19 protein-coding genes and 2 pseudogenes are annotated in these 23,335 nt (G+C 72.1%); 11 read left to right on the forward strand and 10 right to left on the reverse strand.

Annotated features, from left to right (window positions below; genetic code table 11):
• The first annotated feature begins 99 nt into the window (after positions 1–99).
• Both J7I94_RS10550 and J7I94_RS10555 read left to right on the forward strand, forming a co-directional pair.
• A complete protein-coding gene (locus tag J7I94_RS10550; RefSeq protein WP_251074949.1) occupies positions 100–696 on the forward strand; it encodes an aldo/keto reductase in 597 nt (198 codons plus the stop codon).
• Complete coding sequence (locus J7I94_RS10555; protein ID WP_215166737.1) at positions 696–959, forward strand: hypothetical protein; 264 nt, start codon at positions 696–698, stop codon at positions 957–959. The genes J7I94_RS10550 and J7I94_RS10555 overlap by 1 nt, the downstream gene beginning before the upstream one ends.
• Positions 960–1,783: 824 nt before the next feature.
• On the opposite strand, the gene J7I94_RS10560 is transcribed toward J7I94_RS10555, so the two are convergent.
• Positions 1,784–2,248 (reverse strand): Rrf2 family transcriptional regulator, encoded by a 465-nt coding sequence (locus J7I94_RS10560; protein WP_215166738.1) that lies wholly within the window; start codon positions 2,246–2,248, stop codon positions 1,784–1,786.
• A gap of 127 nt (positions 2,249–2,375) precedes the next feature.
• Here J7I94_RS10560 and J7I94_RS10565 point away from each other — a divergent pair, with 127 nt between their 5' ends.
• Positions 2,376–3,125: an SDR family NAD(P)-dependent oxidoreductase gene (locus tag J7I94_RS10565; protein WP_215166739.1), complete on the forward strand. Its 750-nt coding sequence runs from the start codon at positions 2,376–2,378 to the stop codon at positions 3,123–3,125.
• A 78-nt stretch (positions 3,126–3,203) separates the two neighbouring features.
• Here J7I94_RS10565 and J7I94_RS10570 read toward each other — a convergent pair whose 3' ends face one another.
• The gene (locus J7I94_RS10570; protein WP_215166740.1) at positions 3,204–3,836 is read right to left on the reverse strand and encodes a TetR/AcrR family transcriptional regulator; all 633 of its coding nucleotides are present in this window, start codon (positions 3,834–3,836) and stop codon (positions 3,204–3,206) included.
• A 167-nt stretch (positions 3,837–4,003) separates the two neighbouring features.
• Here J7I94_RS10570 and J7I94_RS39500 point away from each other — a divergent pair.
• Positions 4,004–5,251: pseudogene (locus tag J7I94_RS39500) on the forward strand (MFS transporter); the annotation flags it as partial.
• 291 nt (positions 5,252–5,542) lie between these two features.
• Here J7I94_RS39500 and J7I94_RS10580 read toward each other — a convergent pair.
• Genes J7I94_RS10580 through J7I94_RS10595 form a run of 4 tightly spaced genes read right to left on the reverse strand, consistent with a single transcriptional unit; the run spans position 5,543 to position 9,709 of the window.
• Positions 5,543–6,574, reverse strand: coding sequence for a LacI family DNA-binding transcriptional regulator (locus J7I94_RS10580; protein ID WP_215166741.1), 1,032 nt, complete (start codon positions 6,572–6,574; stop codon positions 5,543–5,545).
• Positions 6,571–7,476, reverse strand: coding sequence for a carbohydrate ABC transporter permease (locus J7I94_RS10585; RefSeq protein ID WP_215166742.1), 906 nt, complete (start codon positions 7,474–7,476; stop codon positions 6,571–6,573). Before J7I94_RS10585 ends, J7I94_RS10580 begins: the two co-directional genes overlap by 4 nt.
• The gene (locus J7I94_RS10590; RefSeq protein ID WP_215166743.1) at positions 7,473–8,399 is read right to left on the reverse strand and encodes a carbohydrate ABC transporter permease; all 927 of its coding nucleotides are present in this window, start codon (positions 8,397–8,399) and stop codon (positions 7,473–7,475) included. Before J7I94_RS10590 ends, J7I94_RS10585 begins: the two co-directional genes overlap by 4 nt.
• The gene (locus J7I94_RS10595; RefSeq protein ID WP_215166744.1) at positions 8,396–9,709 is read right to left on the reverse strand and encodes an ABC transporter substrate-binding protein; all 1,314 of its coding nucleotides are present in this window, start codon (positions 9,707–9,709) and stop codon (positions 8,396–8,398) included. The genes J7I94_RS10590 and J7I94_RS10595 overlap by 4 nt, the downstream gene beginning before the upstream one ends.
• Before the next feature lie 184 nt (positions 9,710–9,893).
• Between J7I94_RS10595 and J7I94_RS10600 the strand changes: the two genes are divergently transcribed.
• From J7I94_RS10600 to J7I94_RS10610, 3 genes are all read left to right on the forward strand, one after another.
• Positions 9,894–11,915, forward strand: a complete 2,022-nt coding sequence (locus J7I94_RS10600; protein WP_215166745.1) for a beta-galactosidase — start codon at positions 9,894–9,896, stop codon at positions 11,913–11,915.
• 118 nt (positions 11,916–12,033) lie between these two features.
• Positions 12,034–13,593, forward strand: a complete 1,560-nt coding sequence (locus J7I94_RS10605; RefSeq protein WP_215166789.1) for a glycosyl hydrolase 53 family protein — start codon at positions 12,034–12,036, stop codon at positions 13,591–13,593.
• Between the two features lie 71 nt (positions 13,594–13,664).
• A complete protein-coding gene (locus J7I94_RS10610; RefSeq protein ID WP_215166746.1) occupies positions 13,665–14,453 on the forward strand; it encodes an OBAP family protein in 789 nt (262 codons plus the stop codon).
• Positions 14,454–14,495: 42 nt separating this feature from the next.
• Here J7I94_RS10610 and J7I94_RS10615 read toward each other — a convergent pair whose 3' ends face one another.
• Positions 14,496–15,419: an alpha/beta hydrolase gene (locus tag J7I94_RS10615; RefSeq protein WP_308114537.1), complete on the reverse strand. Its 924-nt coding sequence runs from the start codon at positions 15,417–15,419 to the stop codon at positions 14,496–14,498.
• 105 nt (positions 15,420–15,524) lie between these two features.
• On the opposite strand from J7I94_RS10615, the gene J7I94_RS10620 reads away from it, so the two are divergent.
• Positions 15,525–15,941: a MarR family winged helix-turn-helix transcriptional regulator gene (locus J7I94_RS10620; RefSeq protein ID WP_215166748.1), complete on the forward strand. Its 417-nt coding sequence runs from the start codon at positions 15,525–15,527 to the stop codon at positions 15,939–15,941.
• Between the two features lie 3 nt (positions 15,942–15,944).
• On the opposite strand, the pseudogene J7I94_RS39505 reads toward J7I94_RS10620, so the two are convergent.
• Positions 15,945–16,348 (reverse strand): annotated as a pseudogene (locus J7I94_RS39505) (DUF475 domain-containing protein); the annotation flags it as partial.
• Between the two features lie 89 nt (positions 16,349–16,437).
• Between J7I94_RS39505 and J7I94_RS39510 the strand changes: the two are divergent.
• The gene (locus J7I94_RS39510; protein WP_374198376.1) at positions 16,438–16,779 is read left to right on the forward strand and encodes a cupin domain-containing protein; all 342 of its coding nucleotides are present in this window, start codon (positions 16,438–16,440) and stop codon (positions 16,777–16,779) included.
• Positions 16,780–16,815: 36 nt separating this feature from the next.
• A complete protein-coding gene (locus J7I94_RS10635; protein WP_215166749.1) occupies positions 16,816–17,112 on the forward strand; it encodes an antibiotic biosynthesis monooxygenase family protein in 297 nt (98 codons plus the stop codon).
• Between the two features lie 293 nt (positions 17,113–17,405).
• Here the strand turns inward: J7I94_RS10635 and J7I94_RS10640 are convergent, their stop codons facing one another.
• Entirely contained in the window at positions 17,406–18,491 is a 1,086-nt protein-coding gene (locus tag J7I94_RS10640; RefSeq protein ID WP_215166750.1) for a M12 family metallopeptidase, read from the reverse strand.
• A gap of 112 nt (positions 18,492–18,603) precedes the next feature.
• On the opposite strand from J7I94_RS10640, the gene J7I94_RS10645 reads away from it, so the two are divergent.
• Positions 18,604–20,409: a LuxR family transcriptional regulator gene (locus J7I94_RS10645; RefSeq protein ID WP_215166791.1), complete on the forward strand. Its 1,806-nt coding sequence runs from the start codon at positions 18,604–18,606 to the stop codon at positions 20,407–20,409.
• A 48-nt stretch (positions 20,410–20,457) separates the two neighbouring features.
• Here the strand turns inward: J7I94_RS10645 and J7I94_RS10650 are convergent, their stop codons facing one another.
• Complete coding sequence (locus tag J7I94_RS10650) at positions 20,458–23,283, reverse strand: CHAT domain-containing protein (RefSeq protein WP_251074963.1); 2,826 nt, start codon at positions 23,281–23,283, stop codon at positions 20,458–20,460.
• Positions 23,284–23,335: the final 52 nt, after the last annotated feature.

Below are 23,335 nucleotides of genomic sequence, written 5' to 3' on the forward strand. Positions count from 1 at the left end.
TCCAGCAGGGCCGGCAGGACCAGTTCCGCGGTGGCCAGCATCGCCATCGCGGCCGCGCTGGTGAGATAGACGGGCCAGCCGGACAGCAGAGCCCGCGTCATGGGCGTCTTCACCCACACCGTCGAACAACTCATCCGGGAAGCGCTCTACCCCTACCCTGACCACCTGCTGATCGCCACCAAGGTCGGCATGGTCCGCCCCGCTCCTGGCCAGTGGAAGCCGCTCGGTAACCCCTTCTACCTGCGGGCCTGCGTCGAAGCGAGCCTCCGCCGCATGAAGATGGAGCGGCTGGAGCTGTGCTATCTGCACCGCATCGACCCCGAGGTATCGCGCGACGACCAGATCGCCGTGCTGCACGCTCTGCAGGAGGAGGGGAAGATCGGACACATCGGCCTGTCGAAGGTCACGCCCGAGGACATTCGCTACGTGCTCAACTACATTCCCGTCGCAGCGGTGCAGAACGTGCTGAACACCACCGACTGCGATGACCCGGCCGTGGAGATGTGCCGCGACCTGAACATCCCGTACGTGGCCTACCGGCCGCTGGACGCCGGCATCCTGGCCCAAGCCCACGGACCTGCCGCTCCGCTGTACTGGCTTCTCTCCCAGGGCTCTCACGTCGCCCCCATCCCTAGCACCAGCCCGCCCCGGCACCTCGAGGAGATCGTGGCTGCAGTGCAGAAGGATCCGGCCTGATGCCCGCCTCAAAAGCCAACCCGCCCACGCAGCGCCGTCACGCCGCCTACGAGAACTGGCGGCCACCGGTGGTCGGCGTCTCGCTGTTCGTCCCGGTCGGCGCCGACTGCGTCACCGCCGTCGACCTCTGCGGCATGCTGATGCTGCCCGTGGGCGGCGTGTACGACGGGCAGACGCCGGAGGAAGCCGGCTACCGGGTACTCGCCGACCCCTCCGGCGAACTAGGGTGCGTTTCAAAAGTGCTGGTCACAGCCACTCGTTGATGGCTCCGACCAGCACTTCTGCGACGCACCCTGGACCCAACTGGGGACCATTTGGGGACCACACGGTGCGCGCATGCCTGCACGACACGCCAGTTACCGCACGCTGCGCACCCTGATTTCCAGCCGGATGTGGTGACAAAAGGGATCACGCATACTCCTGGGGGTCAAGGGGTCGCAGGTTCAAATCCTGTCGTCCCGACTGGAGACAGTCGCAGGTCAGGGCCGGTTTCGGAGAGATCCGAAACCGGCCCTTGATCGTTCTTGGGAACTTCACGCCGGCATACGCTAGCCGTAACCGTCCAACCTGGTACCGGCGGGAGCGAGGTTGGGCCAGGGACGCCCTGCCGCGTCGGAGGGCAGCGGGCCCGTAGGAGGTCGAGAAGAGTGCACCCCGGGGAGCCCAGAAAACTCGTGCAGGTGCCCCGGTAGCAGCAGCTCCGGTAGCTCACGACCCGCCGTTGAGTTGATCTCCAGGACGTACTCGCCGACCAGCTGCACGACGAAGGGGACGACCCAGGGGTCCGTGGAATGGTCCGTGGAACCAACGCTCTTCTCCAGGTGACGCTGTCCGACCACACCGTCACAGTGCCTTGAGTACAGGCAGTGCAGAAGCTGTTGGCGGCGCGACGAAAGCGACGCCACCGCATCGGGTGGCGGCTCGTCGTTGTAGAGGCGCCCGGGGATCACAACCTGCTGGCCCTCGACTGCGACCGGGGCGGGGAACGCCGTGATCAACGGATTGCTGCGGTCGGAAAGCGGCTGCACGAGCCGAGCACAGGTGGATGCCTCGGCAAGGCAGCCGGCATCAATGGCCCCGCACCCGCTCACTCCGGAGGAGGTGTGCGGTCAGAGCGCTGGCGAGGTGCCGCGAGTACGTCCCGGAGTACGTCCTCGAGCGTGACGCGGGCCAGCTCGTGCCTCAGGGTCCGCTCGATGCCCTCGTAGATGCTCCGCATGGCCGGCTGGATGCCGTGACCCACCACGCATTCCTGGTCCGGGGTGGTGCGGTGCATGGCGAACAGCGGGCCGGGTTCCACTGCCTCGTACACGTCGAGGAGGGTGATCGATTCCAGCTCGCGTGCCAGCGACCAGCCCGCGCCCACACCCCGCCGGGACTCCACGAGCCCGGCCCTGCGCAGCTCGCCGAGCAGCCGTCTGATCACCACCGGGTTGGTGTTCGCGCTGGTCGCGATCTGCTCGGAGGTGGCGACCTCATGGCCTTGGCGCTGGTAGAGGCCGATCCAGGCCAGCGCGTGGGCGGCGATGGTCAGCCTGCTGTTGGCGCTCATGGACTCCTCCTCTCGGCCGCAACGCTTCATGTTACGACAGCGCAGTCGTAACAGCGAAGGTTGCATCAGACTGTCGTAACAATTAGCGTTGCGACTGCCGAAAGGGTCAATCAACGAGGTGAGAAGAATGAGCAAGCCACTGATGGGCAAGGTCGCCCTGGTGACCGGGGGGTCGCGCGGGCTGGGGGCCGCGACCGTACGGCTGCTGGCCGAGCAGGGCGCCGACGTCGCCTTCACCTACGTCAGCTCCGAGCAGCAGGCGCGGGCCGTCGTCGACGAGGTGCACGGCAAGGGAGCCAAGGCCGTCGCCTTCCAGTCCGACCAGGCGGACACGAGCCGGGCGCCGGCGCTGATCGACGACGTGGTCGCGCACTTCGGCGGCCTGGACATCCTCGTCAACAACGCGGCGATCTCCGTGGCCGGCACGGTGGACGACCCGGACGCCGACACCGCCGCACTGGACCGGATGCACGCCACCAACTACCTCGGTGTGATCGCCGTCATCCGGGCCGCCTCCCGAGTGCTGCGCACGGGCGGCCGCGTCATCACGGTGAGTTCCGGACTCGGCTCCCGGGTCGGCGCCCCCGGCCTCGCCGACTACTCGGCGACCAAGTCCGGGATCGAGAGGTACACCATGGGCGTCGCACGCGACCTCGGGCCCCGGAACATCACGGCCAACGTCGTGGAAGCCGGACTGATGGAGGGCGGCATGCAGCCGCCGGACCCCGAGACCCTCAAGGCCCTGGTCGGTTCGCTGTCCCTGCAGCGCATGGGGCACCCCGACGAAATCGCCGCGGCGATCGCCTTCCTGGCGAGCCCGGCCGCGTCGTACGTCACGGGCGCGGTGCTGGACGCCCACGGCGGCTACAACGCCTGAACCCGGATCTCTGCCGCGCACCCCGAAGGGCGGGACCGTGTCGGTTCCGCCCTTCGGGGTGCGCCGCTCGACGGCCGGTCAGAGCCCGAGGCCGTCCGGAAGCACGGTGCGGGCGATGCGATCGGCGTGGATGCGGACGGCGTCGACCAGGTCGAGCGTCCCGCCGGAGATCACCCACTGCAACTGGAGGCCGTCGCTGACGGCGATGCACTCGCGGGCCACGGCTCGGCAGTCGGTGTTCTCGCGCAGTGTGCCGCGCTCCATGGCCTTGCCCAGACGCTGGGCGAGTTCGTCGACGGCGCGCCGGTAACGCTCGGCGAAGAGGGTGTGCGCGGCACCCGCGGGATCCGCGGCCTCGGCCGAGGTGAGGACGAACAGCTCGATGAGCCCGGCCTCGGCAAGGCGGCGCTCGGTCGCCGCCACCATGGCGCGCAGGATGTCACGTCCGCTCGCGTCGTCCGGCAGGTGTGTCCACCACTCCGCGTCGACGGTGAAGCGGTGTTCCATGACGGCCAGCAGCAGATGCTTCTTGGACCGGAAGTGGTGCAGCAGGCCGCCCTCGGTGATCCCGACATCCTCCGCGACGCGAGTGAGCGCGGTGCGGTGGTAGCCCTCCACCGCGAACCGGCGCGCGGCGGCCTCCACGATCTTCTGGCGGCGGGCGACACCGACCGAGTAACTGCCACGCCGGCTGCCGGGGTTGCTGGTCATGAGGCTCACGGTAGCCAGTCGGGACAGCGGGAAGGCGGGCGGGCCGGCCATCTCGACTCGCTGTGATCTGTATCACTTACCGAAAACCTAGCGTACTTGGTTTTCGCTTCGCATCATCGGTCGGAAACCTCGGCGTGACGAAGCGCCGACCTTCCTTCGGAGCGACCATGAACACTTCGCCCGACCCGGCGCAGCCGCCCACGGCACTCGCTGCGCCCGGTGACCCCGATGCGGCCGGCCCCACACGGTCCGCCTCCGAAGCCTCCCGCTGGACCGCCCCGGAAGTCCGGCAACTGGTGGCGTTGATCTGGCCCGGCCAACTGCTGGTGGTGGCGGGCATCATCGCCGCGAACGCCCAGCCACAGATCGCCCAGCACTTCCACACCACGCAGATCGCCTGGTTCAGCCTGGCGTTCACGCTGGCGACCATCGTGGCCACACCGTTCGCCGTACGCCTGGGCGACGTGCACGGCAAACGACGGGTGATGATCACCCTGACCGCGGCCGGTCTGGTGGGCGACCTCGTCACCGTGCTCGCACCGAACTATCCGGTGATGGTCGTCGGCCGGGTGGTCGGCGGCCTGTACGGTCCCGTCGCGGTCCTCGTGCTGGCCGCCGTCCGTGACCTGTTCCCGCCCCGCAAGGTCGCCATGGCCCTCGGTACCGTCGCCGGCTCGGTCGGTGTGCTCAGCATGCTCGCCCCGCTGATGTCCGGCTGGCTGCTGGACGCCTTCGGATGGCGTGGAGCGCTCTGGTTCCTCGTCGTCTCGACCGTCGTCGCGATGGCGGCCCTGCTCGGCGTGCCCGAGACCCCGCGACGGGCCGCGGGCGGACGCCTGGACGTGGCAGGCGCCCTGCTGCTCGGCAGCGGCCTCGCCCTGGTGGTCTTCGGAATCGGCCAGGGCCGTGACTGGGGCTGGAGTTCCATGGGAGTACTCACCGCCGTGTGCGCGGGCGCGGCCGCACTGGCCGTGTTCGTCGTGGTGGAGCTGAGGTCCGCCGCCCCGATACTCGATCTGCGCATGCTGGGCCGCCGGTCGCTGGCCACCGTCCTGCTCGGTTCCTCCGTGCCGCAGGCGGCGTTCTTCGCCTCCCAGGCCATCCTGATCTTCCTCGCCCTCTACCCGGCGATTCCCCACGTCTCCGACGGGCTGGGCTGGTCCACCACCCACAACGCCCTCATCGGCATCCCGGCCGGGCTCGTCACCTTCGCCGCCGGCGTCGGCGTGGGCCGGGCCGTACGGTCGGTCAGCCCGCGCGCCGTCTGGTACGCCGGACTCGTCGTCCTCGCCGCGGGGCTCGTCCTGGCCGGGTTCTACCACCGCGACGCGGCGCAGATCATCGTCACCGGCGTCGTCATGGGCCTGGGCGGCGGCATCCTGATGGCCGGACAGCAGGCCATGATCGTGTCGGTGGTCTCCGCCGAGGAACAGGCCGCCGCGAACGGCCTGTCGTCCCTGCTCACCCAGGTCTTCCTGACCCTGGCCAACCAGCTGCTCTACACGTGCAGGCACTCCAGGAGCAGGTCCGTACCCGACGCTACGCCTGATGGCCCTGCGCTGCGCGCTGGTGTGCGGGCCGGTCCACCACGGGTCCGTGAAGGCCGCGGAGGCGTTCCCGCGGGCGGGCCGACCGGTGTCCTGGGCAGGATCAGCGGGTGCCCCGCGGCCGGCACGGCGCGGACCGTGGCCGGGCCGGACAGCGGCTCAGGCGGACTCCCGTACCACCAGCTCCGTCGGCAGGATCACCGCCGCCGGGTCCTCGCCGCCGACCTGGGCGAGCAGCACGCGGACCATCTCCGAGCTGATCCGGTCCCACGGCTGCCGGATGGTCGTCAGCGCGGGGCTCGCCGCCGGCGCGGCGGGGGAGTCGTCGAAGCCGCCGACGGACACGTCCTGCGGCACCCGCCGCCCGGCCCGCCGCAGCGCCGCGAGCACGCCCTGCGCCATGAGGTCCGAGGCGACGAACACGGCGTCCAGGTCGGGCGCCCGGGCGAGCAGCAGCTCCGCGCCCGCCTCGCCGCTGGCCCGGCTGTAGTCGCCGGAGGCGATGAGCCGGTCGTCGACCGGAAGACCCGCCCCGGTCAGCTCCTCCTGGTAGCCGGCGAGCCGTTCGACACCGCCGGGCGTGTCCAGCGGACCGGTGACCATGCCGATCCGGCGGCGCCCGAGCGAGAGAAGATGCCGGACCATGTCCCGGGCGCCGTCGCGGTCGTCCGCGGCCACGTAACTCACCTTGGACCCGAGCCCGATCGGCTTGCCGCAGGCGACCAGCGGCACCCCCGCCTCCAGCAGTTCCTGCGCCACCGGATCGCCGGAGTGGCTGGAGACCAGGAGCACTCCGTCGACGTGCCCCGCGGTGATGTACCGCGTGATGCGCCGTCGTTCGTCGTCCGTTCCCGCCAGCATCAGCAGCAGCGGGATGTCGTGCGCGGCCAGCGCCTGGGTGCAGCCGCGCAGCAGGACGTTGAAGTTGGGGTCCTCGAAGAAGCGTTCCTGGGGTTCCGTCAGCAGGAAGCCCACCGAGTCCGACCGGCCGGTGATCAGCGAGCGCGCGTGCCGGTTCACCACGTACCCGGTCCTGCGGATCGCGGCGTTGACCGCCTCCTGCGCCGCCGGGCTCACGTAGTGCCCGCCGTTGAGGACGCGCGAGACGGTGCCGCGCGAGACACCCGCCTCGCGCGCCACGTCGTGGATGGTCGGTGGTCTGGGCCGGCCCCCTGCCTTGCTCATGGTCATGACTTTACGGCCCCGGACAGCAGGTCCAGACTCCAGAACCGCTGGACGACCAGGAACAGCGCCACCAGCGGGAACACCGCGAGGAAGGCGCCGGTGACCACCAGCGTGTACAGGGCGGGGGTGTTCGCCCCCTGCTCCAGCAGCGTGTACAGGCCGAGGGTGATCGGGAACTTCTCGTCGTCGCTGAGCATGATGTACGGCAGCAGGAAGTTGTTCCAGATCGCCACGAACTGGAAGAGGAAGACCGTCACCAGGCCCGGCACCATCATCGGCAGCGCGATCCGGGTGAAGATCCGCCACTCGCTCGCGCCGTCCATCCGCCCGGCCTCGACCACGTCCGCCGGGACGGTCGCGGCGGCGTAGACACGGGCCAGGTAGACGCCGTACGGGGAGAGGATCTGCGGCAGCAGCACGGACAGGTAGGAGTCCGTCAGGTCGGCCTGGGCCAGCAGCAGGTACTGCGGGACGGCGAGGATCACCGGCGGCATCAGCACCCCGGCCAGCAGCACGTTGAACATCGCCTCCCGGCCGCGGAAGCGGTAGACCGCCAGCGCGTACCCGGCGCACGCCGACACGGTCGCGGAGAGCAGGGCGCCGGCCACGGCGTAGAGGGCGGAGTTGCCCATCCACTGCCAGTACACGCCGTCGCGGTAGGCGCTGAGGTCGGACAGGTTCTCGGTGAATCCGCTGCCCGGCAGGAAGGTGAAGGTGGAGAACAGCTCGCTGCCCGACTTGGTGGAGGCGATCACCACCCAGGCCACGGGCAGCAGACAGTAGACCGCGCCGAGCAGCAGCGTCACGGTCGGGAGCAGGCCGATCCGCCGGCGCTGCGGGGGCCTCTGGGCGGCGTCGGGGGTGGTGCCCGCGGCGGACGCGGACTCGCGCAGGGCGAGGGAACTCATCGGGCCGCCTCCTGCTTCTGACGACGGTTCGCGGCCCGCAGGAAGCCGAAGGACAGCAGCAGCGTGACCAGCGCGATGAGGGTGGCCTGGGCCGCGGCGGCGTGGATGTCGCCCTTGCCGAAGGCGTCCTGGTACACCTTCATCAGCGGACTCCAGGTGGTGGACACGGAGTTGGTGAGGGGTTTGAGGGTGGTGGGCTCGTTGAACACCTGGAGCGTGGCGATGATCGAGAAGAAGAAGGTCAGCACCAGGGAGGGGGCCACCATCGGGATCTTGATGCGCAGCGCGATCTGGAGCGGGCCGGCGCCGTCCAGTTTCGCCGCCTCGTACACCTCGGCCGGTATGGACCGCAGCGAGGTGTAGATGACGATCATGTTGAAGCCGGTGCCGCCCCACACCGCGATGTTCGACAGAGCGAGGTAGAGCGGACCGCCGTCCAGCAGATCCGGCTGCGGCAGGCCGAGCCGGTCGAGCACGAAGTAGAACGGGCTGACGTCCGGCAGGTACAGGAAGCCCCACAGCAGCGCCGCTACCACGCCGGGGACTGCGTACGGCAGGAAGATCGCGAGCCGAGTGAGCGGGGCGAGCCGTACCCGTTCGGAGTCGAGCATCAGCGCGAACAGCAGCGCGAGTCCCAGCATCGCGGGGACGACGATCGCGCCGTAGCCGAGGACGCGCAGGGCGCCGCTGAGCAGTTCGCTGTCGGTGAGGGCGGCGGTGTAGTTCTCCAGACCGGCCGAGACCTCGGTGCGGGCGCCCGAGCCCAGGCCGAGACCGGAGACCCGCACCTTGCGGAAGCTGAGCCAGACCGCGTAGCCGATGGGCAGCGCGAAGAACAGGACGAACAGGAGCGTCGCGGGGAGGAGGAAGGCGTACGGGGCGGTCCGTACCCCGTACGGCCTGCGGCGTGCCGTGCTGGTCACCGGGCGACCTCGAAGCCCTGCTTCTCCAGGTCGGCGACGGTGTCGTCCTGCATGGCGGCCAGGGCGGCGGTGAAGTCCGACTTGTTCTTGGCGGCGGCGCCGAAGGCGTCCTTGAAGGTCGTGTAGGCGACGTTGACGTTCGGGCCCCAGGCGGACGGCGCGGTGGTCCCCGCGATCTCGGCGGCCTTGCTCCAGAAGTCCTCCTGGCGGGAGAAGTACTCCGGCGGCTCGGCGAAGGCGCCGCTGGTCTGGGCGGCGGTGGCGGCCGGGTAGATGCCGCTCTCCTCGGCGAGCGCGTTCAGGGCCTCGCCGTCGGTGTTCAGCCAGGTGGCGAACTTCGCGGCGGCCTCCTTGTCGCCGGAGTCCGTGGTGACGCCGGTGGAGGAGCCGCCCCAGCTGCCGGTGACGTTCTCGCCGCCGGACCACTGGGGGAGCGGCGCCATGGCCCACTTGCCGGCGGTGTCGGGCGCGGCGGTGGTCAGGGTGCCCGGGGCCCACACGGCGCTGACCCAGGCGATCTGCTTGCCGGTGTTGAGCGCCTTGTTCCAGGCCGGGGTGTACATCGGCTGGTTGTCGATGGCGCCCTCCTCGACGAGCCCGCCCCAGAACTCGGCGACCTTCCTGGTCGCCGCGTCGTCGATGCCGACCTTCCACTTCTCGCCCTCGGTGGTCCACCACTTGGCGCCGGCCTGCTGGGCGAGGCCGGCGAAGAGGCCGGAGTCGTTGGCGGAGAAGGTGGTGAGGTCCACCTCCGGGGCCTTCTTCTTCAGCGCCCGGGCGGTCTCGGCGAACTCGTCCCAGGTGGCGGGGACTTCGAGGCCGTACTTCTTGAACAGGTCCGCGCGGTAGTAGAACATCATCGGCCCGATGTCCTGCGGCACCGCGTAGACCGCGTCGGTGCCCAGCGTGGTCTGCTGCCAGACGCCCTCGGCGAAGGCGGCCTTCGCGTCACCGACCTCGCCGGATATGTCGGCCAGCGCGTCATTGCTGACCAGCGTGGGCAGCGCCTGGTACTCGGCCTGGACCAGGTCGGGGGCCTCGCCGGCCTTGTGCGCGGTGAGGATCTTGGTGACCAGCGTGTCGCCGGACGCCTGCTTCTTCACCGTGACGCTGATCCGCTCCTTCTTGCCCGGCCCCTTGTTCCACAGGTCGACGACCTTGTCCATGCCGGGTGTCCAGGTCCAGTACGTGAGCGAAACGGGACCCGAGCCGGCCTCGTCGTCCTCCGATCCGCAGGCGGCGAGCGCGGTGGCGCCGAGCGCGACGGCGACGGCGGTGGCCACGAGGCGACGGTGCTTCGTGTGCGGCATGGAAATCTCCCCTGAAAACAGGGTCCTCGCACGTCACGAGGACCTGCCATGCGTCTGTGAGCGTTCACAGTAGAGAAACGTCCCGGACACTTGTCAATGGTTGTTGCTGTGCGGTTATGTTGGGCCCGCACCGCCCACCATGTGTGTGCACGTTCCCAAATGATCGATCGACCGGGAGACTTACATGCCGGAGACCACCCCCAAGGGCCTCACCGGGCTCGCCTTCGGCGGGGACTACAACCCCGAGCAGTGGCCGGAAAGCGTCTGGACCGAGGACGTCCGGCTGATGCGGGAGGCCGGCGTCTCCATGGTGAGCGTGGGGATCTTCTCCTGGGCGCTGCTGGAACCCGCGCCGGGGACGTACGACTTCGGCTGGCTCGACCGGGTGCTGGACCTGCTGCACGCGAACGGCATCCGCGTCGACCTCGGCACCCCCACCGTGGTCCCCCCGGTCTGGTTCTTCCGGGCCCACCCCGAGGCGCTGCCCGTCACCGCCGACGGCAGGCGCTACGAGTTCGGCTCCCGCGGCGCCATCTGCCACAGCAACGCCGACTACCGGGCCGCCGCCGCGAACATCACCACCCGGCTCGCCGAGCGCTACGCCGACCACCCCGCACTCGCCCTGTGGCACGTCCACAACGAGTACGGCGTCCCCGTCTCCGCCTGCTACTGCGACTCCTGCGCCGCGCACTTCCGCCGCTGGCTGGCGGCGGAGTACGGCACGGTCGACGCGGTCAACGAGGCGTGGGGCACCGCCTTCTGGGGCCAGCGCTACGGCGGCTTCGACGAGATCAACCCGCCGCGCCTGACCCCCACGGTCGGCAACCCGGCGCAGGCGCTGGACTACAAGCGGTTCGCCGACGCCACCATCCGCGAGAACTTCCGCGCGGAACGCGACATCCTGCACCGCCTCTCACCCGGCGTCCCGGTCACCACCAACTTCATGACCGCCCTCAGTCAGTGCGACTCGATCGACTACTGGGCCTGGGGCCGCGAGGTCGACCTGGTCACCAACGACCACTACCTGATCACGGACGGCCGCCGCACCCACGTCAACCTCGCCATGGCCGCCGACCTGACCCGCTCGGTGGCGGGCGGCGCCCCCTGGCTGCTGCTCGAACACTCCACCTCGGGCGTCAACTGGCAGCCGCGCAACCCCGCCAAGACCCCCGGCCAGATGGCCCGCAACTCCCTCGCCCACGTGGCCCGCGGCTCCGAGGGCGCGATGTTCTTCCAGTGGCGGCAGTCCCGGCGCGGCGCCGAGAAGTTCCACTCGGCGATGCTGCCGCACGGTGGCACCGACACCCGCGTCTGGCGCGAGGTCGTCGGGCTCGGCGCGTCGCTCGACGCACTGCGCGAGATCCGTTCCACCCGCACCGTCGCCGACGTGGCGGTCCTGTGGGACTGGCACTCCTGGTGGGCGCAGAACCTGGAGTGGCGGCCCAGTGAGGACCACGACGCCCGCGAACGCGCCGACGCCTTCTACGAGGCGCTCTACGACCGTCACCTGACGGTCGACTTCGCCCACCCGGAGGCCGACCTGTCGGCCTATCCCCTGGTCGTGGTGCCCGCGCTGTACCTGATGACCGAGGCGGCCGGCCGCAACCTCACCCGGTACGTGGAGGGCGGCGGCACGCTGCTGGTGTCGTACTTCTCCGGTGTCGTCGACGAGCACGACGCCGTCCACGAGGGTGCCTGCCCCGGCGCGCTGCGGGACGTGCTCGGCCTGACCGTCGAGGAGTTCGCACCGCTGCTGGAGGGCGACACGGTCCGGGTCACCGGCCCCGACGGCACCGGCCTGGCCGCCGACGTCTGGACCGAGTTCGTGGTCCCGCGCGGCGCCGAGACCGTGTGGACGTACGCGGACGGCCCGGCCGCCGGCCGGCCCGCCGTCACCCGGCACCGCCTCGGCGAGGGCACCGCCTGGTACGTCTCCACCCGCCTCGGCGCCGACGGCCTGGACGCGGTGCTGGCCCGGGCCGGCGAGGACGCGCGCGTCCCGGCCCGTCCCGACCTGCCCCGCGACGTCGAGGTGGTGCGGCGCGCCGGCGGGTCGGGCAGCTACCTCTTCGTGATCAACCACACCGGCACCGACGCCAAGGTGCCCCTGGACACGCCCGGCACCGAACTGCTGACGGGCGAGAGCGCCGCGGGCCGCATCGAGGTCCCCGCGGGGGCCGTACGGGTCGTCCGGCTCGACGGCTGAACGAACGGTCCCCGGCGCACGTTCCGCAGGCCGGGGACCGCCCGCACCACCCCCGGGCGGAGGGCCACGCGTCCTCCGCCCGGTACCTTCCCCTACGTCGAAGGGACGACGGACGATGATGTTCCATCCCGGACGCACGCTCAGAGCCCTGCTGCTGCCGCTGGCCGCGGGGCTCGCCCTCACCCTGGCGCCCGCGCCCGCCGCCCAGGCGGCGAGCACCCTCACCAACGGCGGTTTCGAAGCCGACGGCACCGGCGCGGCCACCCCCGCCGGCTGGTCGGAGCACGGCTCGGCCGGCGCCTCCTACGTCGAGGCGGGCGGTCACGGCGGCGGCTACCGGCTGAGCCACTGGGCGTCCACCGCCTACCAGGTCGAGACCTACCAGCACCTCTCCGGCCTCGCCAACGGCAGCTACCGGCTCACCGCCTGGGTCCGCTCCGGCGGCGGCCAGAACTCCGCGTACATAGCGCTCAAGAACTGCGGCGGCACCGAACAGCGCACCGGCCTCCCGGTCTCCGCGAGCGGCTGGATCCGGATCGTCGTGCCGGTCACCGTCACCACCCACCAGTGCACCGTCAGCATCAACAGCGACGCCAACGCGGGCAACTGGATCAACGTCGACGACCTGACCTTCGCCCCCGGCACCGGCGGCACCACCGTGCACGGCGCCGACATCTCCTCCCTCGCCAAGAGCGAGGCAAAGGGCGGGACCTACCGCACCGCCTCCGGCTCCACCGCCGACCCGCTCACCGTCCTGCGGTCCGCCGGCATGAACTACGCCCGTCTGAAGGTCTGGGTGAACCCGGCCGACGGCTACAACGACAAGGCCCACGTCCTCGCCCTGGCCAAGCGGATCAAGGCGCAGGGCATGAAGCTGCTGGTCGACTTCCACTACTCGGACTCCTGGGCCGACCCGGGCAAGCAGACCAAGCCGGCCGCCTGGGCCTCGCACTCCTACGCCCAGCTGAAGACGGACGTGTACAGCCACACGTACGACGTGCTGAACGCGCTGAAGGCCCAGGGCACCACCGCCGACATGGTCCAGATCGGCAACGAGATCAACGGCGGCATGCTGTGGGACGAGGGCTCCACCGCCAACTGGCCGCAGCTCGCCGGACTGCTCAACTCCGGCTACGACGCGGCCAAGGCGGTCAGCCCCGCCACGACCGTGGCGCTGCACCTGGCCGAGGGCGGTGACCTGGAGGGCACCCGCTGGTGGTTCGACTCGGCCGTCGCGAACGGCGTGCGGTTCGACGCCGTCGGCCTGTCGTACTACGGGTACTGGCACGGGACGCTGTCCGACTTCCAGACCACCCTGGACGACGCCGCCACCCGCTACGGCAAGCCGGTCTTCGTCGCTGAGACGGCCTACCCCTTCCGCCTCGACAGCGAGGACGCGCAGGAGAACATCATCGACCTCGACGGGGAACTCGTCCCCGGCTACCCGGCCACCCCCGCCGGACAGACGAGGTGGATGAACGACATCGCGAGCATCGTGGAGGCCGTACCGAACGGCCGCGGCCTGGGCGTCTTCTACTGGGAGGCCACCTGGACCGCCGTCACCGGCAACGGCTGGGACCCCACCGACCCCGCCTCAGGCAACGGCTGGGAGAACCAGGCCCTCTTCGGCTACGACGACCGGGCCCTGCCGGCGATGAGCTGGTTCGGCCACCGCTGACGCGTCCCCCGGCTCCCGGCAGATCGTGCCGCACCGGACGTGGGACACCGTGTTCCGGGTACTCGCGGCGCATGGCACTCACACACGGCACATCCCGCACTCACGGCTCCGGCCGGGGGCCGGCCGCGAGCATCGGCATCGGTGTCGCGGCGGGTGTGACGGCTGCGGCCGGTCTGCTGTTCGGCCGCAAGGCCGCCACGATCAGCAAGACCGGCAAGGGACACCCGCTCAAGCACCGCGCGCTGGACCTCGCGGCCGGCGCCATGCAGCCGAAACACCCGCTCGACGCGATGAGCACCTACCTCGACGGCTTCCACATGTACGCCGACGACATGGGCCGACAGGTGGAAGCCACGCACTTCTGCATCCATCTCCAGCACGACCTGCACCAGTGCGTGATCTTCGACCGCAACGCGCCCGACGCCCGTCTGATCGGCATCGAGTACATCATCAGCGAGGAGCGGTTCCGCGGCCTGCCCGAGGACGAGAAACGGCTGTGGCACAGCCACCACTACGAGGTGAAGTCCGGCACCCTCACCGCCCCGGGCATCCCCGACATGGCCGAGCACGCCTACTTCGAGGATCTCGTGACGACCTACGGCAAGACGTTCCACACCTGGCAGTACGACCGCGACGACTTCCCCTACGGCATCCCGCAGCTGATGATGGGCTTCACCGAGGACGGACAGCTCGCGCCGGAACTGGTCCGGGCCCGGGACGAGAGGCTCGGCGTCTCGACGTCCCGCAAGCGGCGCGGCCGGGCGGACATCCCGGTCCCGGAGGTGGCACCGGGCGCCAACGCGTGGGAGAGCGGCCGGACCGTACGGACCCGCCTCGAAGAGGTCGACTTCAAACGGTAGCCGCCGCGCCGGCCCGGCCGGTCCCGCGCGCGGCCGGACGCCTCACAGGTGGGCGACGTAGAAGCGCGCGAGCCGTTCGACGGCGGCGTCGACGTACTCGGGCTCGTCGTACATCTCGTAGTGTCCGGCGCCGTCGATCACCATGAGGTCGACGGGATTGGGTGCCGTCTTCCACAGCCGCATGCCGGCGTCGTAGGAGCCGGTGGTGCCGACGCGTCCGGCGAGAATGACCTGCAGTGGCTGGGTCATGAGCGGGTCGACCAGGTGGAACGCGTCGTAGCCCAGCAGGAGGGAGTCGCCGCGCGCGAGGCGGCGGTTGGTGGTGTGCTCGGCGATGCCCCGTTCGGTGCGGTAGTAGGTGATCGCCTGGGTGGTGTCGATGTCGGTCAGCCCGGCCGCCGCGGCGTCCTCCAGGGTGTCGGGCAGCCAGTTCACCCGGGCCGGCTCGCCGGAGCGGATCTCCTCCGTGCGCGCGTCGGCGAGGGCGTCGAGCGCGGTGGCCGGGCCGTCGGGCTGGAAGCCGCGGAACGCGGTGCCGATGTCGGCGGGGACGACTGTGCCGACGGCCTTGATGCGGTGGTCGGTGCGGGCGGTGTGCACGGCGTAGCCGCCTCCGGCGCAGATGCCGAGGACGCCGACGCGATGCGGGTCGATACCGGGGATCGTGGTCAGCGCGTCGAGGGCGTAGGAGATGTCCTCGCCTCGGCGGTAGGGGTCTTCCAGGTCGCGGGGTTCGCCTCCGCTCTGCCCCTGGTGGGCGGGGTCGAAGACGAGCGCCGCGATACCGCGGGCGGCGAGGCGCGAGGCGTAGTTCGCGCCGATCTGCTCCTTCACGCTGCTGCCGGGCGTGGAAAGCACCACGGCGCGCAGCGGCGTGGAGCTGTCGGCGTCGTCGGGCAGGTGGAGGTCGGCCGCGAGGTGGATCGGCCCTCGCGGGATCGTGATGTGCTGGAGCATGGCGGGCACCCTTCGTGAGGTTGTCGTTCCGTCATCGTCCAGTACGGAACGTCTACTGGTACAGTTTGAAACTAATACAGGACCGTACCACTTCGATTCTTGATGGGGGACCGCATGCCGGTCGACGGGGCGCAGCTGTGGACGCTGAACCAGCGGCTGCTGAGCGTCGTGATGGACGCCTGCACGCCGGAACTGGCCGAGCTGGGGCTGGAGACGAAGGAGTTCTTCGTGCTGGCCGAGGTGGAAGCGTCGCGGTACCCGGCCGAGATCGCCACGGCACTGCTGCTGCCCAAGGCGAGCGTCACGGTCTATGTCCGCAACCTCGTCGCCAAGGGGTTCGTCCGGCGCGAGATCGACGACGAGGACCTGCGGCGTCACCGGCTCGTCCTGACCGGTGAGGGCGTCGAGGCCCGGGACCGGGCGCTCGCCGCCCTCGCGGCGGAGTACGACCGCAGGCTGGCGAGGATCACTCCGCAGGACCGCGCCGAGCTGCGGCGCATCCTCCAGGACCTGCTCGCCCCGCCCGCCTGAGACTCACACTCCGGAGGAGACTTCCGCCTTCTCGCTGTTTCCTGGCCCCTCGGCCTGGGCGAGCCGCTTGTCGCGGCGTACGGAGGACCAGAAGGAGGCGCCGATCACCCCGTCGAAGGAGAAGGAGGCGTCCAGGACTTCCAGGCAGAGGAACATGAAGAACGCCGTCTCGCCGGCGGGCGACCGCCGACTTGGGCCTGCCCGAGCGGGCGGCGGCTTCCTCGGCCTCGTGCTCGCGTTCCTCCTCCTCTGCGAGCTTGTCCTCGAAGAAGCCGGAGAGTCCGCCGACGATCAGGTAGGTGATCAGGCCCGCGATGCCGGCCAGCAGCGGTCTCGGCCTTGTCGACGTGGGTGCCGCCGTGCTGGTGGCCGTGGGTGGCGAAGGTCATCGCGGAGATCGGCAGCACGGCCCTGCTTCGCCTCCTTCGAGCCCGCGGTCCTGCGCCCGGCCGAGCTGACCTCCTTCAGCCGCGGCGGCGGCGCCCGCACCATCCCGCTGGTCACCCGGGCCGTCGGCGCGGAGGTCTTCCTCACCGGCCAGACCCTCTTCGAGGGCGGCGCGGGCATCGCCCTGCACACCCACAACTGCCCGGAGAGCATGACCATCCTCGAAGGCGGTGCCGTCGTCGAGATCGACGGCACCGAACACGTCACCCGCTTCGACACCACCTACGTCCCCGCCGGCACTCCCCACCGCTTCCGCGACGCCTCCGCCACCGAGCCGATGCGGATCCTGTGGATCTACGCCTCCGTCGACGCCACCCGCACCCTCGTCGAGACCGGTGTCACCGCACGCGTCGACGCCGAGCACAACAAGGCCGCCACGCACCGCGACTGACCGGACCGACGTATCCCGAGAGCAGGAACCAGCACCGTGATCACCGAGATCGCCGAGATCGAGATCCACTCGGGCCAGGAGGAGCAGTTCGAGGAGGCCGTCGCCCAGGCCCTGCCCTTCTTCCTCGCGGCCGACGGCTGCCACGGAGTCGACCTGCACCGCAGTGTCGAACATCCCTCCCGCTACCGGCTGACGGTCCGGTGGGAGACGGTCGAGCACCACACCGTCACCTTCCGCGGCTCCGGGGGCTTCGCCCGCCGGCGGGCCATGGCCGGCCCGCACTACGCGGCTCCGCCGCAGGTCGAAGACGTATATTCCGTCCTCGCACCATGACGCCGGCCCCGTACCGAACCGCGGCATGATCCGCGTCGGGGACCGGTGATCCGTGCCACCGGCCGCGCGCCCTCACCCGTCGAGGCTCCCGCGCCGAGCCTCGGGACCAGGCTGAGCCGGTACGGAGAGACACTGGAACCCCTCAGGGCGAGAGCCGGGTCCGCCGACCCCCGTGCGGCGGACCCGGCGCGGCGCGACCGGACCGCGTTTCCCTCCCCCGAAGGCAACGCGATCCGGCCGCTTCCCCGGCGCCGGTCAGTGGCGCTCCCCTTCCGGTGTGACGGCCCGTGCTGTCACCAGCACATGACCGCCGTCTCGCCCGGACCCCACGAGGAGTACAGGCGGACCCGGACGACGTAGCGGCGGCCCTTGACGAGCCGTGTTCTGAGCCTGGCGTTGTGCGGCGTGCCACCGTCGTCCTCGCCGACGAGGAAGCGCGGCTCGCCCTCCCGCTCCTCGAAGACCACGACGACGGTGTCGCCCTCACCGAAGACCGCCACGGTGTAGTCGCGGGTCTCCGGCGGCTCGATGACCAGGTCGGCCTGCTCACCCGCGCCCAGCCCGAGCGGCACCGAGCGGAACGGCACCAGCGCGGTCGGCCCGGAGGGATCGGCCGGCGGGTACCAGCGCAGGACGAACTCCTTGTCGGCGGCCGAGAGCGTGCCGGGCGGGTGCAACCCGCCGCGGTACTGCTCCGGCTCCAGGACCAGCCCGGACGGGAACGGATACTCCATGATCGACTGCGGGTCCCAGACGGCCCCGTTGACCTCGTCCGCGTCGAGCTTGCGCAGTATGTTGAAGTACGTCCGGTCCCGGCTCCAGTGGTTCGGCGGGCCGGACAGCTCCGCGTAGACGGCCTCGTCGTCCCAGTGGATCCCGGCGAACGGGCTCTGGTGCTCGTGCAGCATCCCCAGCGCGTGCCCGATCTCGTGCAGGGCCGTGCAGCGGTCCCCCGACGCGGCCAGGTCCCAGCCGAAGTTCATGGTGCGTTCGTTCAGGCCGACCTTGAGGGCGTCCTTCCCCACCGCCGACCACGAGCCGTCGCCCGCCTGGAAACCGATCCGCAGCTCCGCCTCGGAGCGGTCGCCGACCTCGGTGAAGACGAGTCCGATACCGAGGTCCCGCCACTCACGGAAGCAGGACCGCACCAGCTCGCGTTGCTCCTCGCTCCCGGCCCACGGCACCCGGCGCGTACGGCCCGTACCCGGGACCGTGATGACCGAGGCGTCGGCGTCACCGTCGAAGAAGTAGTAGTGCAGCACAGTGCCGTTGACCCACATCCGCCGCCCGCCGACGAGCGCGCCGAGCCGCTCGGCGGCCAGCCCCGGCGGCAACGCGGGGGCGGGCTGCTGCGGCAGCGAGCAGTAGCGGGCGGTCATGTGATCAGCGTGCCGTCCGGGCGGCCCCGGCGCCTGAGTCGAGGTCTACTCAACTGCCCCTGTATCAGAATTGAGCAACCGGACTCTCCTTGTCGTGACGACTTTCGACGTGATGCCCCTGGAGCGGGGCGCGAGGACACCGGCGGCCGGGACCTGGCCGTTCACCGGACGCGCGGACGAACTGGAGCTGGTACGCCGGTCGGTGACCGCGGGCCGGCCCGGAACCGTGATCACCGGCCCGGCGGGCCGTGGCAAGACCCGGCTGGTCACCGAGGCCCTCCGCGGTACCGACCACGTCCGCGCGGCCGGCACACCCGAGACCCGCCACCTGCCGTTCGCCGCCTTCGCCCACCTGCTGCCCGAACCCGTCACGCTGCACCGCGCGGTCCAACTGCTCTCCGGCGTACGGCTGCTGGTGGTGGACGACGCCCATCTGCTGGACGACTCCTCGGCCGCCCTGGTCCACCAACTCGCCGTGCACGGCCGCACCCGGCTGCTGGTCGTCGTGACGGACACCGCCGCCGCGCCCGAGGCGGTCTCCCGGCTGTGGACCGGCGAACTGCTGCCCCGTCTCATCCTCGAACCGCTGCCCCGCGAGGAGACCGCCGACCTGCTCACGGCGGCCGTCGGCACCGCCCCCGAACCGCTCACCGCCGGACGGCTGCACCGCCTGTGCCGCGGGGACCTGCGGCTGCTGCGCGAACTGCTCGGCGCGGTACGCGAACGGGGCCCGTTCAGCACGGTCCCGGAGACGGGGGAGTGGAGCTGGCGCGGCCCCGTGCCGGTCACCGCGACCCTGCGGGAACGTACCGCCCCCGCCCTCGGCCGCCGCACGCCCGAGGAGCGGGAGACCCTGGAGCGGCTGGCCTTCGCCGAACCCCTGGCGCCCGCCCTGGACGACCTCGACCTGGACGTGCTGGAACGGCTGGAGACCGAGGGCCTGGTCGAGGTCGACGACGAGCACGGCACGGTACGGCTCGCCCATCCCCTGCACGGCCCGGTGCTGCGCGCCGCCGCGGGCCGGCTGCGGGCCCGGCGGCTGACCCGCGCCCCCGGCGGCTGCGGACGGGCCCTGGAGGCGGAGACGGCCGCCCTCGCCCGGCGCGTCGAGCGGGCCGACGTACGCGACGCCGAGGCACCGGTGGGGGAGTGGCTGGTCGCCGAGGGGGCCCGGGTACCGGCCGGCGACGCGGCCGTGCGGGCCCGGTTCGCGCGGCTGCGCGGCCGGCTGCGGGAAGCCGCGGCATGGGCCCGCGAGGGGCTGCGCTCGTCCCCCGGCGACCCTGTCTGCCGTACCGAACTCGCCCTCGCCGCAGCGCAGTCGGGCCGAGCCGTGTCCGACGGCGGAGTGTCCGACGGCGGGGCCGCCGTCTGGTCCGCCGCCGCGCGCGGCGACCTCGACGCGGCCCTGGCCGCCGTGGCCGACGACGCCTACGACGCCGTACGGCTCGGCGTGCCGGAGCGGGCCGCCGGACGGCTGACCGGGGTGTTCGCCGCCCACGCGGACGCCCTCGCACGCCGCGACGGACCGGCCCTGGACCGGGCCGCCGGGGAGCTGGAGCGCCGGGGCTTCCTGCTGTTCGCGGCGGAGGCGCATGCCCAGGCGGCACGGGTCCACCGCGACCCGAGCGCCGCGCGCACCGCCCGTACCCGGGCCGTCGCCCTGGCCCGCCGCTGCCAGGGCGCCCGGACCCCGGCCCTGTCCGGGCTGGTCCTCGGCGAACTCACCGCCCGGCAGCGGCAGATCGTCACCCTCGCCGCCGCCGGACTGAGCAACCGGCAGATCGCGGAGAGACTCACCCTCTCCGTCCGGACCGTCGGCAACCACCTCTACAGCGCCTACGCCCGCCTCGGTGGCGGCGACCGGGGCGCGCTGCCGTGGCTGGTGGAGCTGCCCGGGGCGCGAGCGGCGGCCTGACCGGGGACCCGGCACACACCGGGCACGGGGCGCGAGGGGCGGCCGGGTTCAGGCCGCCCCGAACGCCGAGAACGCCCACCCGGTGGCCTGGTGCACCGCGTCCCCCGGCAGCGCGGCCCGCGCGTCGCGCAGCGCCTCCGCCAGCGACAGCCCGGCGTCCAGGCCCTTGTGCAGGGCGAGCATCAACGGCACCACCGCCGCGTCGTTGACCGGCGCCGTGCACGCCACCACCCCGGCCGTGCCCAGCGGCAGCAGCGCGGTGACCAGGCCGAGCAGTTCGTCCGCGCCCACCGACGCGAACCGGGCGGTGTCGCAGCAGGACAGGATGATCCGGTACGGGCTGCGGTCCAGCCGCTCGAAGTCGTGCACGATGAGCGGCCCGTCGGCCATCCGCAGCGACGAGAACAACGGGCTGTCCGCCCGGAACGTGCCGTGCGCCGCGATGTGCGCCAGCGCCGCCCCGTCCAGCTCCCGCAGCACCCGGGGCACGCGGGCCCCGTCGCCCTCCAGCACGACCGGCGCCCCGCGCGCGACCGGAAGCCCCGGCGCCGGGTACCCCGGCTCCCCGTTCCCGACGGCCACAGCCCCGTCGGCCGCATTCCCTTCGGCAGCGGCCTTGCCGGCCCCGTCGACGCGCGTCGCCGGCGCCTTGTGACGGAGGCGGTCGGGCTCGGGGCGCGGGGCGCGAGGCCCGTGGCTCCCGGTGGGTGTCACGGGCGTCCCGTAGTCCCCGGAAGGCATCGCCTGTGCCCCGTAGCCCTCGGAGGGCATCGCCTGTGCCCCGTACCCCTCGGCCAGCAGCGGGACCTCCGCGCCGCCGCTGGCCAGTCCCGGGCCGCGGACCAGGATGTGCCGGCCGCCGGACGGGGGCGCCGTCTCCCGGGCGCGCAGCCAGCTGGTCGCCGACGGGGAGACGCTCAGGACCCGGTCGCGCAGCGCCGGCAGCAGTGCCCACGGCACCCGGTGCAGCCGCCCCGGCGGTACCACCACGACCGGTCCGGCCCCGAGATGCGCCGCCGCCGGACCGAGCAGCAGCTCCTCCAGGCGGCGCCCGGCGGCCTCCACCACCGGCAGCCGGGCCTCCGCGCCGGGATGGGCCAGGCGCCGCAGCCCGGCCTGGACGTGCTCGGCCTCCCGCTCCGCCTCCGCCAGCAGCCCCGCCTCGAACCGCCGCACCCGACCCTGCCCGCACAGCAGCACCTGCACCCGGCCGTCGAGCACCGCCAGCTCCACCAGCCGTACGTCGTCCCCCAGCGCCGCCAGCAGCCGGCCGACGTCGAACCGGTCCCCGCCGCCCGGCGCCTCCCCGCGCATGTGCAGGGTCCGCGCGCGGATCTCCCGCTCCAGGCGCCGCTGTTCGCGCTCCAGCGCCGCCACCGGACGGCCCTCCATCCGGGCCTCCTCCGCCCGCGCCGCGATCTCCCGGAACGCCGTCAGGTCGCTGAGCAGCACGGGGTCGGCCGGCGGCCGGGCCGGCGGCGCCGTCAGCACCGTCGCCCGCCACCGCTCGCTCCACACCAGCAGCCGCCGCGGCCCGCCCGAGGCCAGCGACGCCTCCTGGGCCAGCGCCGCCAGCTCCGCGCCCTGCGCGGTCGCCCGGGCCCGCAGCTCCGAGGCCCCCAGCGTCATCCGGTGGTCGTCCAGCACGTCCAGACCGCGCCGGCACGCCTCCAGCACCCCGCGCGTGGAACCGGCCGCCCGCGCCCGCAGCGCCTGCGCCGCCCAGCCCGTCATCCGGGCCAGCGGCGGACCGCTGTGCCGGCTGCGCGCGGCGACCGCCAGGTGGCGTTCCGCGTCCGCCGTCCAGCCCAGGTCGAGTGCGATCCGCCCGGCCAGCAGCGACGCCTCCGGCGCGGCCGGCGCCCCGAACGAGGCCAGCTTCTCCGCCACCGCCGCCGCGTCCGCGACCAGCCGCCCCGCACCCCGCCCGGCCGCCACCCGCGCCTCGATCAGCACCAGCCGGGCGTGCGTCTCGTACCAGGTGCGCCGCTGCGCCGCGAACAGCCGCACCGCGACGGCCGCCCGCGCCACCGCGGTCTGCGCGTCGCCCGCCAGCCGCGCCGCCCGCGCCGCGACCAGCAGCAGCTCAGCCTTGCGGGTGGACTGCCCGCCGATGCCGTCCAGGACGGTGATCGCCTGATCGACCTCGGCCAGCGCCTCCGGGGCCAGCCCGGCCGCCATCATGACCTCGCTGCGCCGGATGTTCAGCATGAACATCGGCGTGCCCAGCGCCGCGTACCGCTCACTCGCCTCGTCGAGCAGCCGCAGCGCGGCCGGCACGTCCCCGGACCGGAACGCGGCCAGCCCCCGGCTCTCCACCGCGTCCGCCTTGTCGTGCTCCTGGTCCGTGGTGCCCCACAGCTCCTCCGCCGCCGCGAAGTCGGCCTCCGCCCGCTCCACCGCCCCCAGCGCCAGGTGCACCGTCGCCCGCAGCGTCAGCGCCCGCGCCGTCCAGATGACGTCACCGGCCTGCCGCAGCACGACTATCGCCCGCCGTACGTCCTCCAGCGCCTCCCCGTGCCGGCCCAGCACCCACCACACGTACGCCCGCCGGTACAGCACCCGCGCCCGGGTGTGCCCGGTCCCGCGCGCCACGCCCCGCTCGAAGGCGGCCAGGCCCTGCCGGGTACGGCCCGTGTGCACCAGCGCCACCCCCAGAGTGGCCAGGACGTCGGCCTCTCTTTCGGGTGAATCCGCCCGGGCCGCCAGATCGCGGGCCCGCCGCAGATGGGCCAGTGCCAGCCGGGTGTCGCCGAAGTCCCGCTGCCAGATGCCGATCACCTGATGGGCGATCGAGGCGTGCAGCGGCGGCGGGGCGGCGTCCAGAAGCCCTTCCGCCCTCGCCAGTGCCTCGTTCGGGGCCGCGAACACCATCGGCAGCAGATCGAAAACCGAGTCGCTTCCCGCTGTCACCTCAAGGATGGTA

The sequence above is a fragment of the Streptomyces sp. ISL-12 genome, assembly GCF_018614415.1.
In the GTDB taxonomy this organism is placed as follows: Bacteria; Actinomycetota; Actinomycetes; order Streptomycetales; family Streptomycetaceae; genus Streptomyces.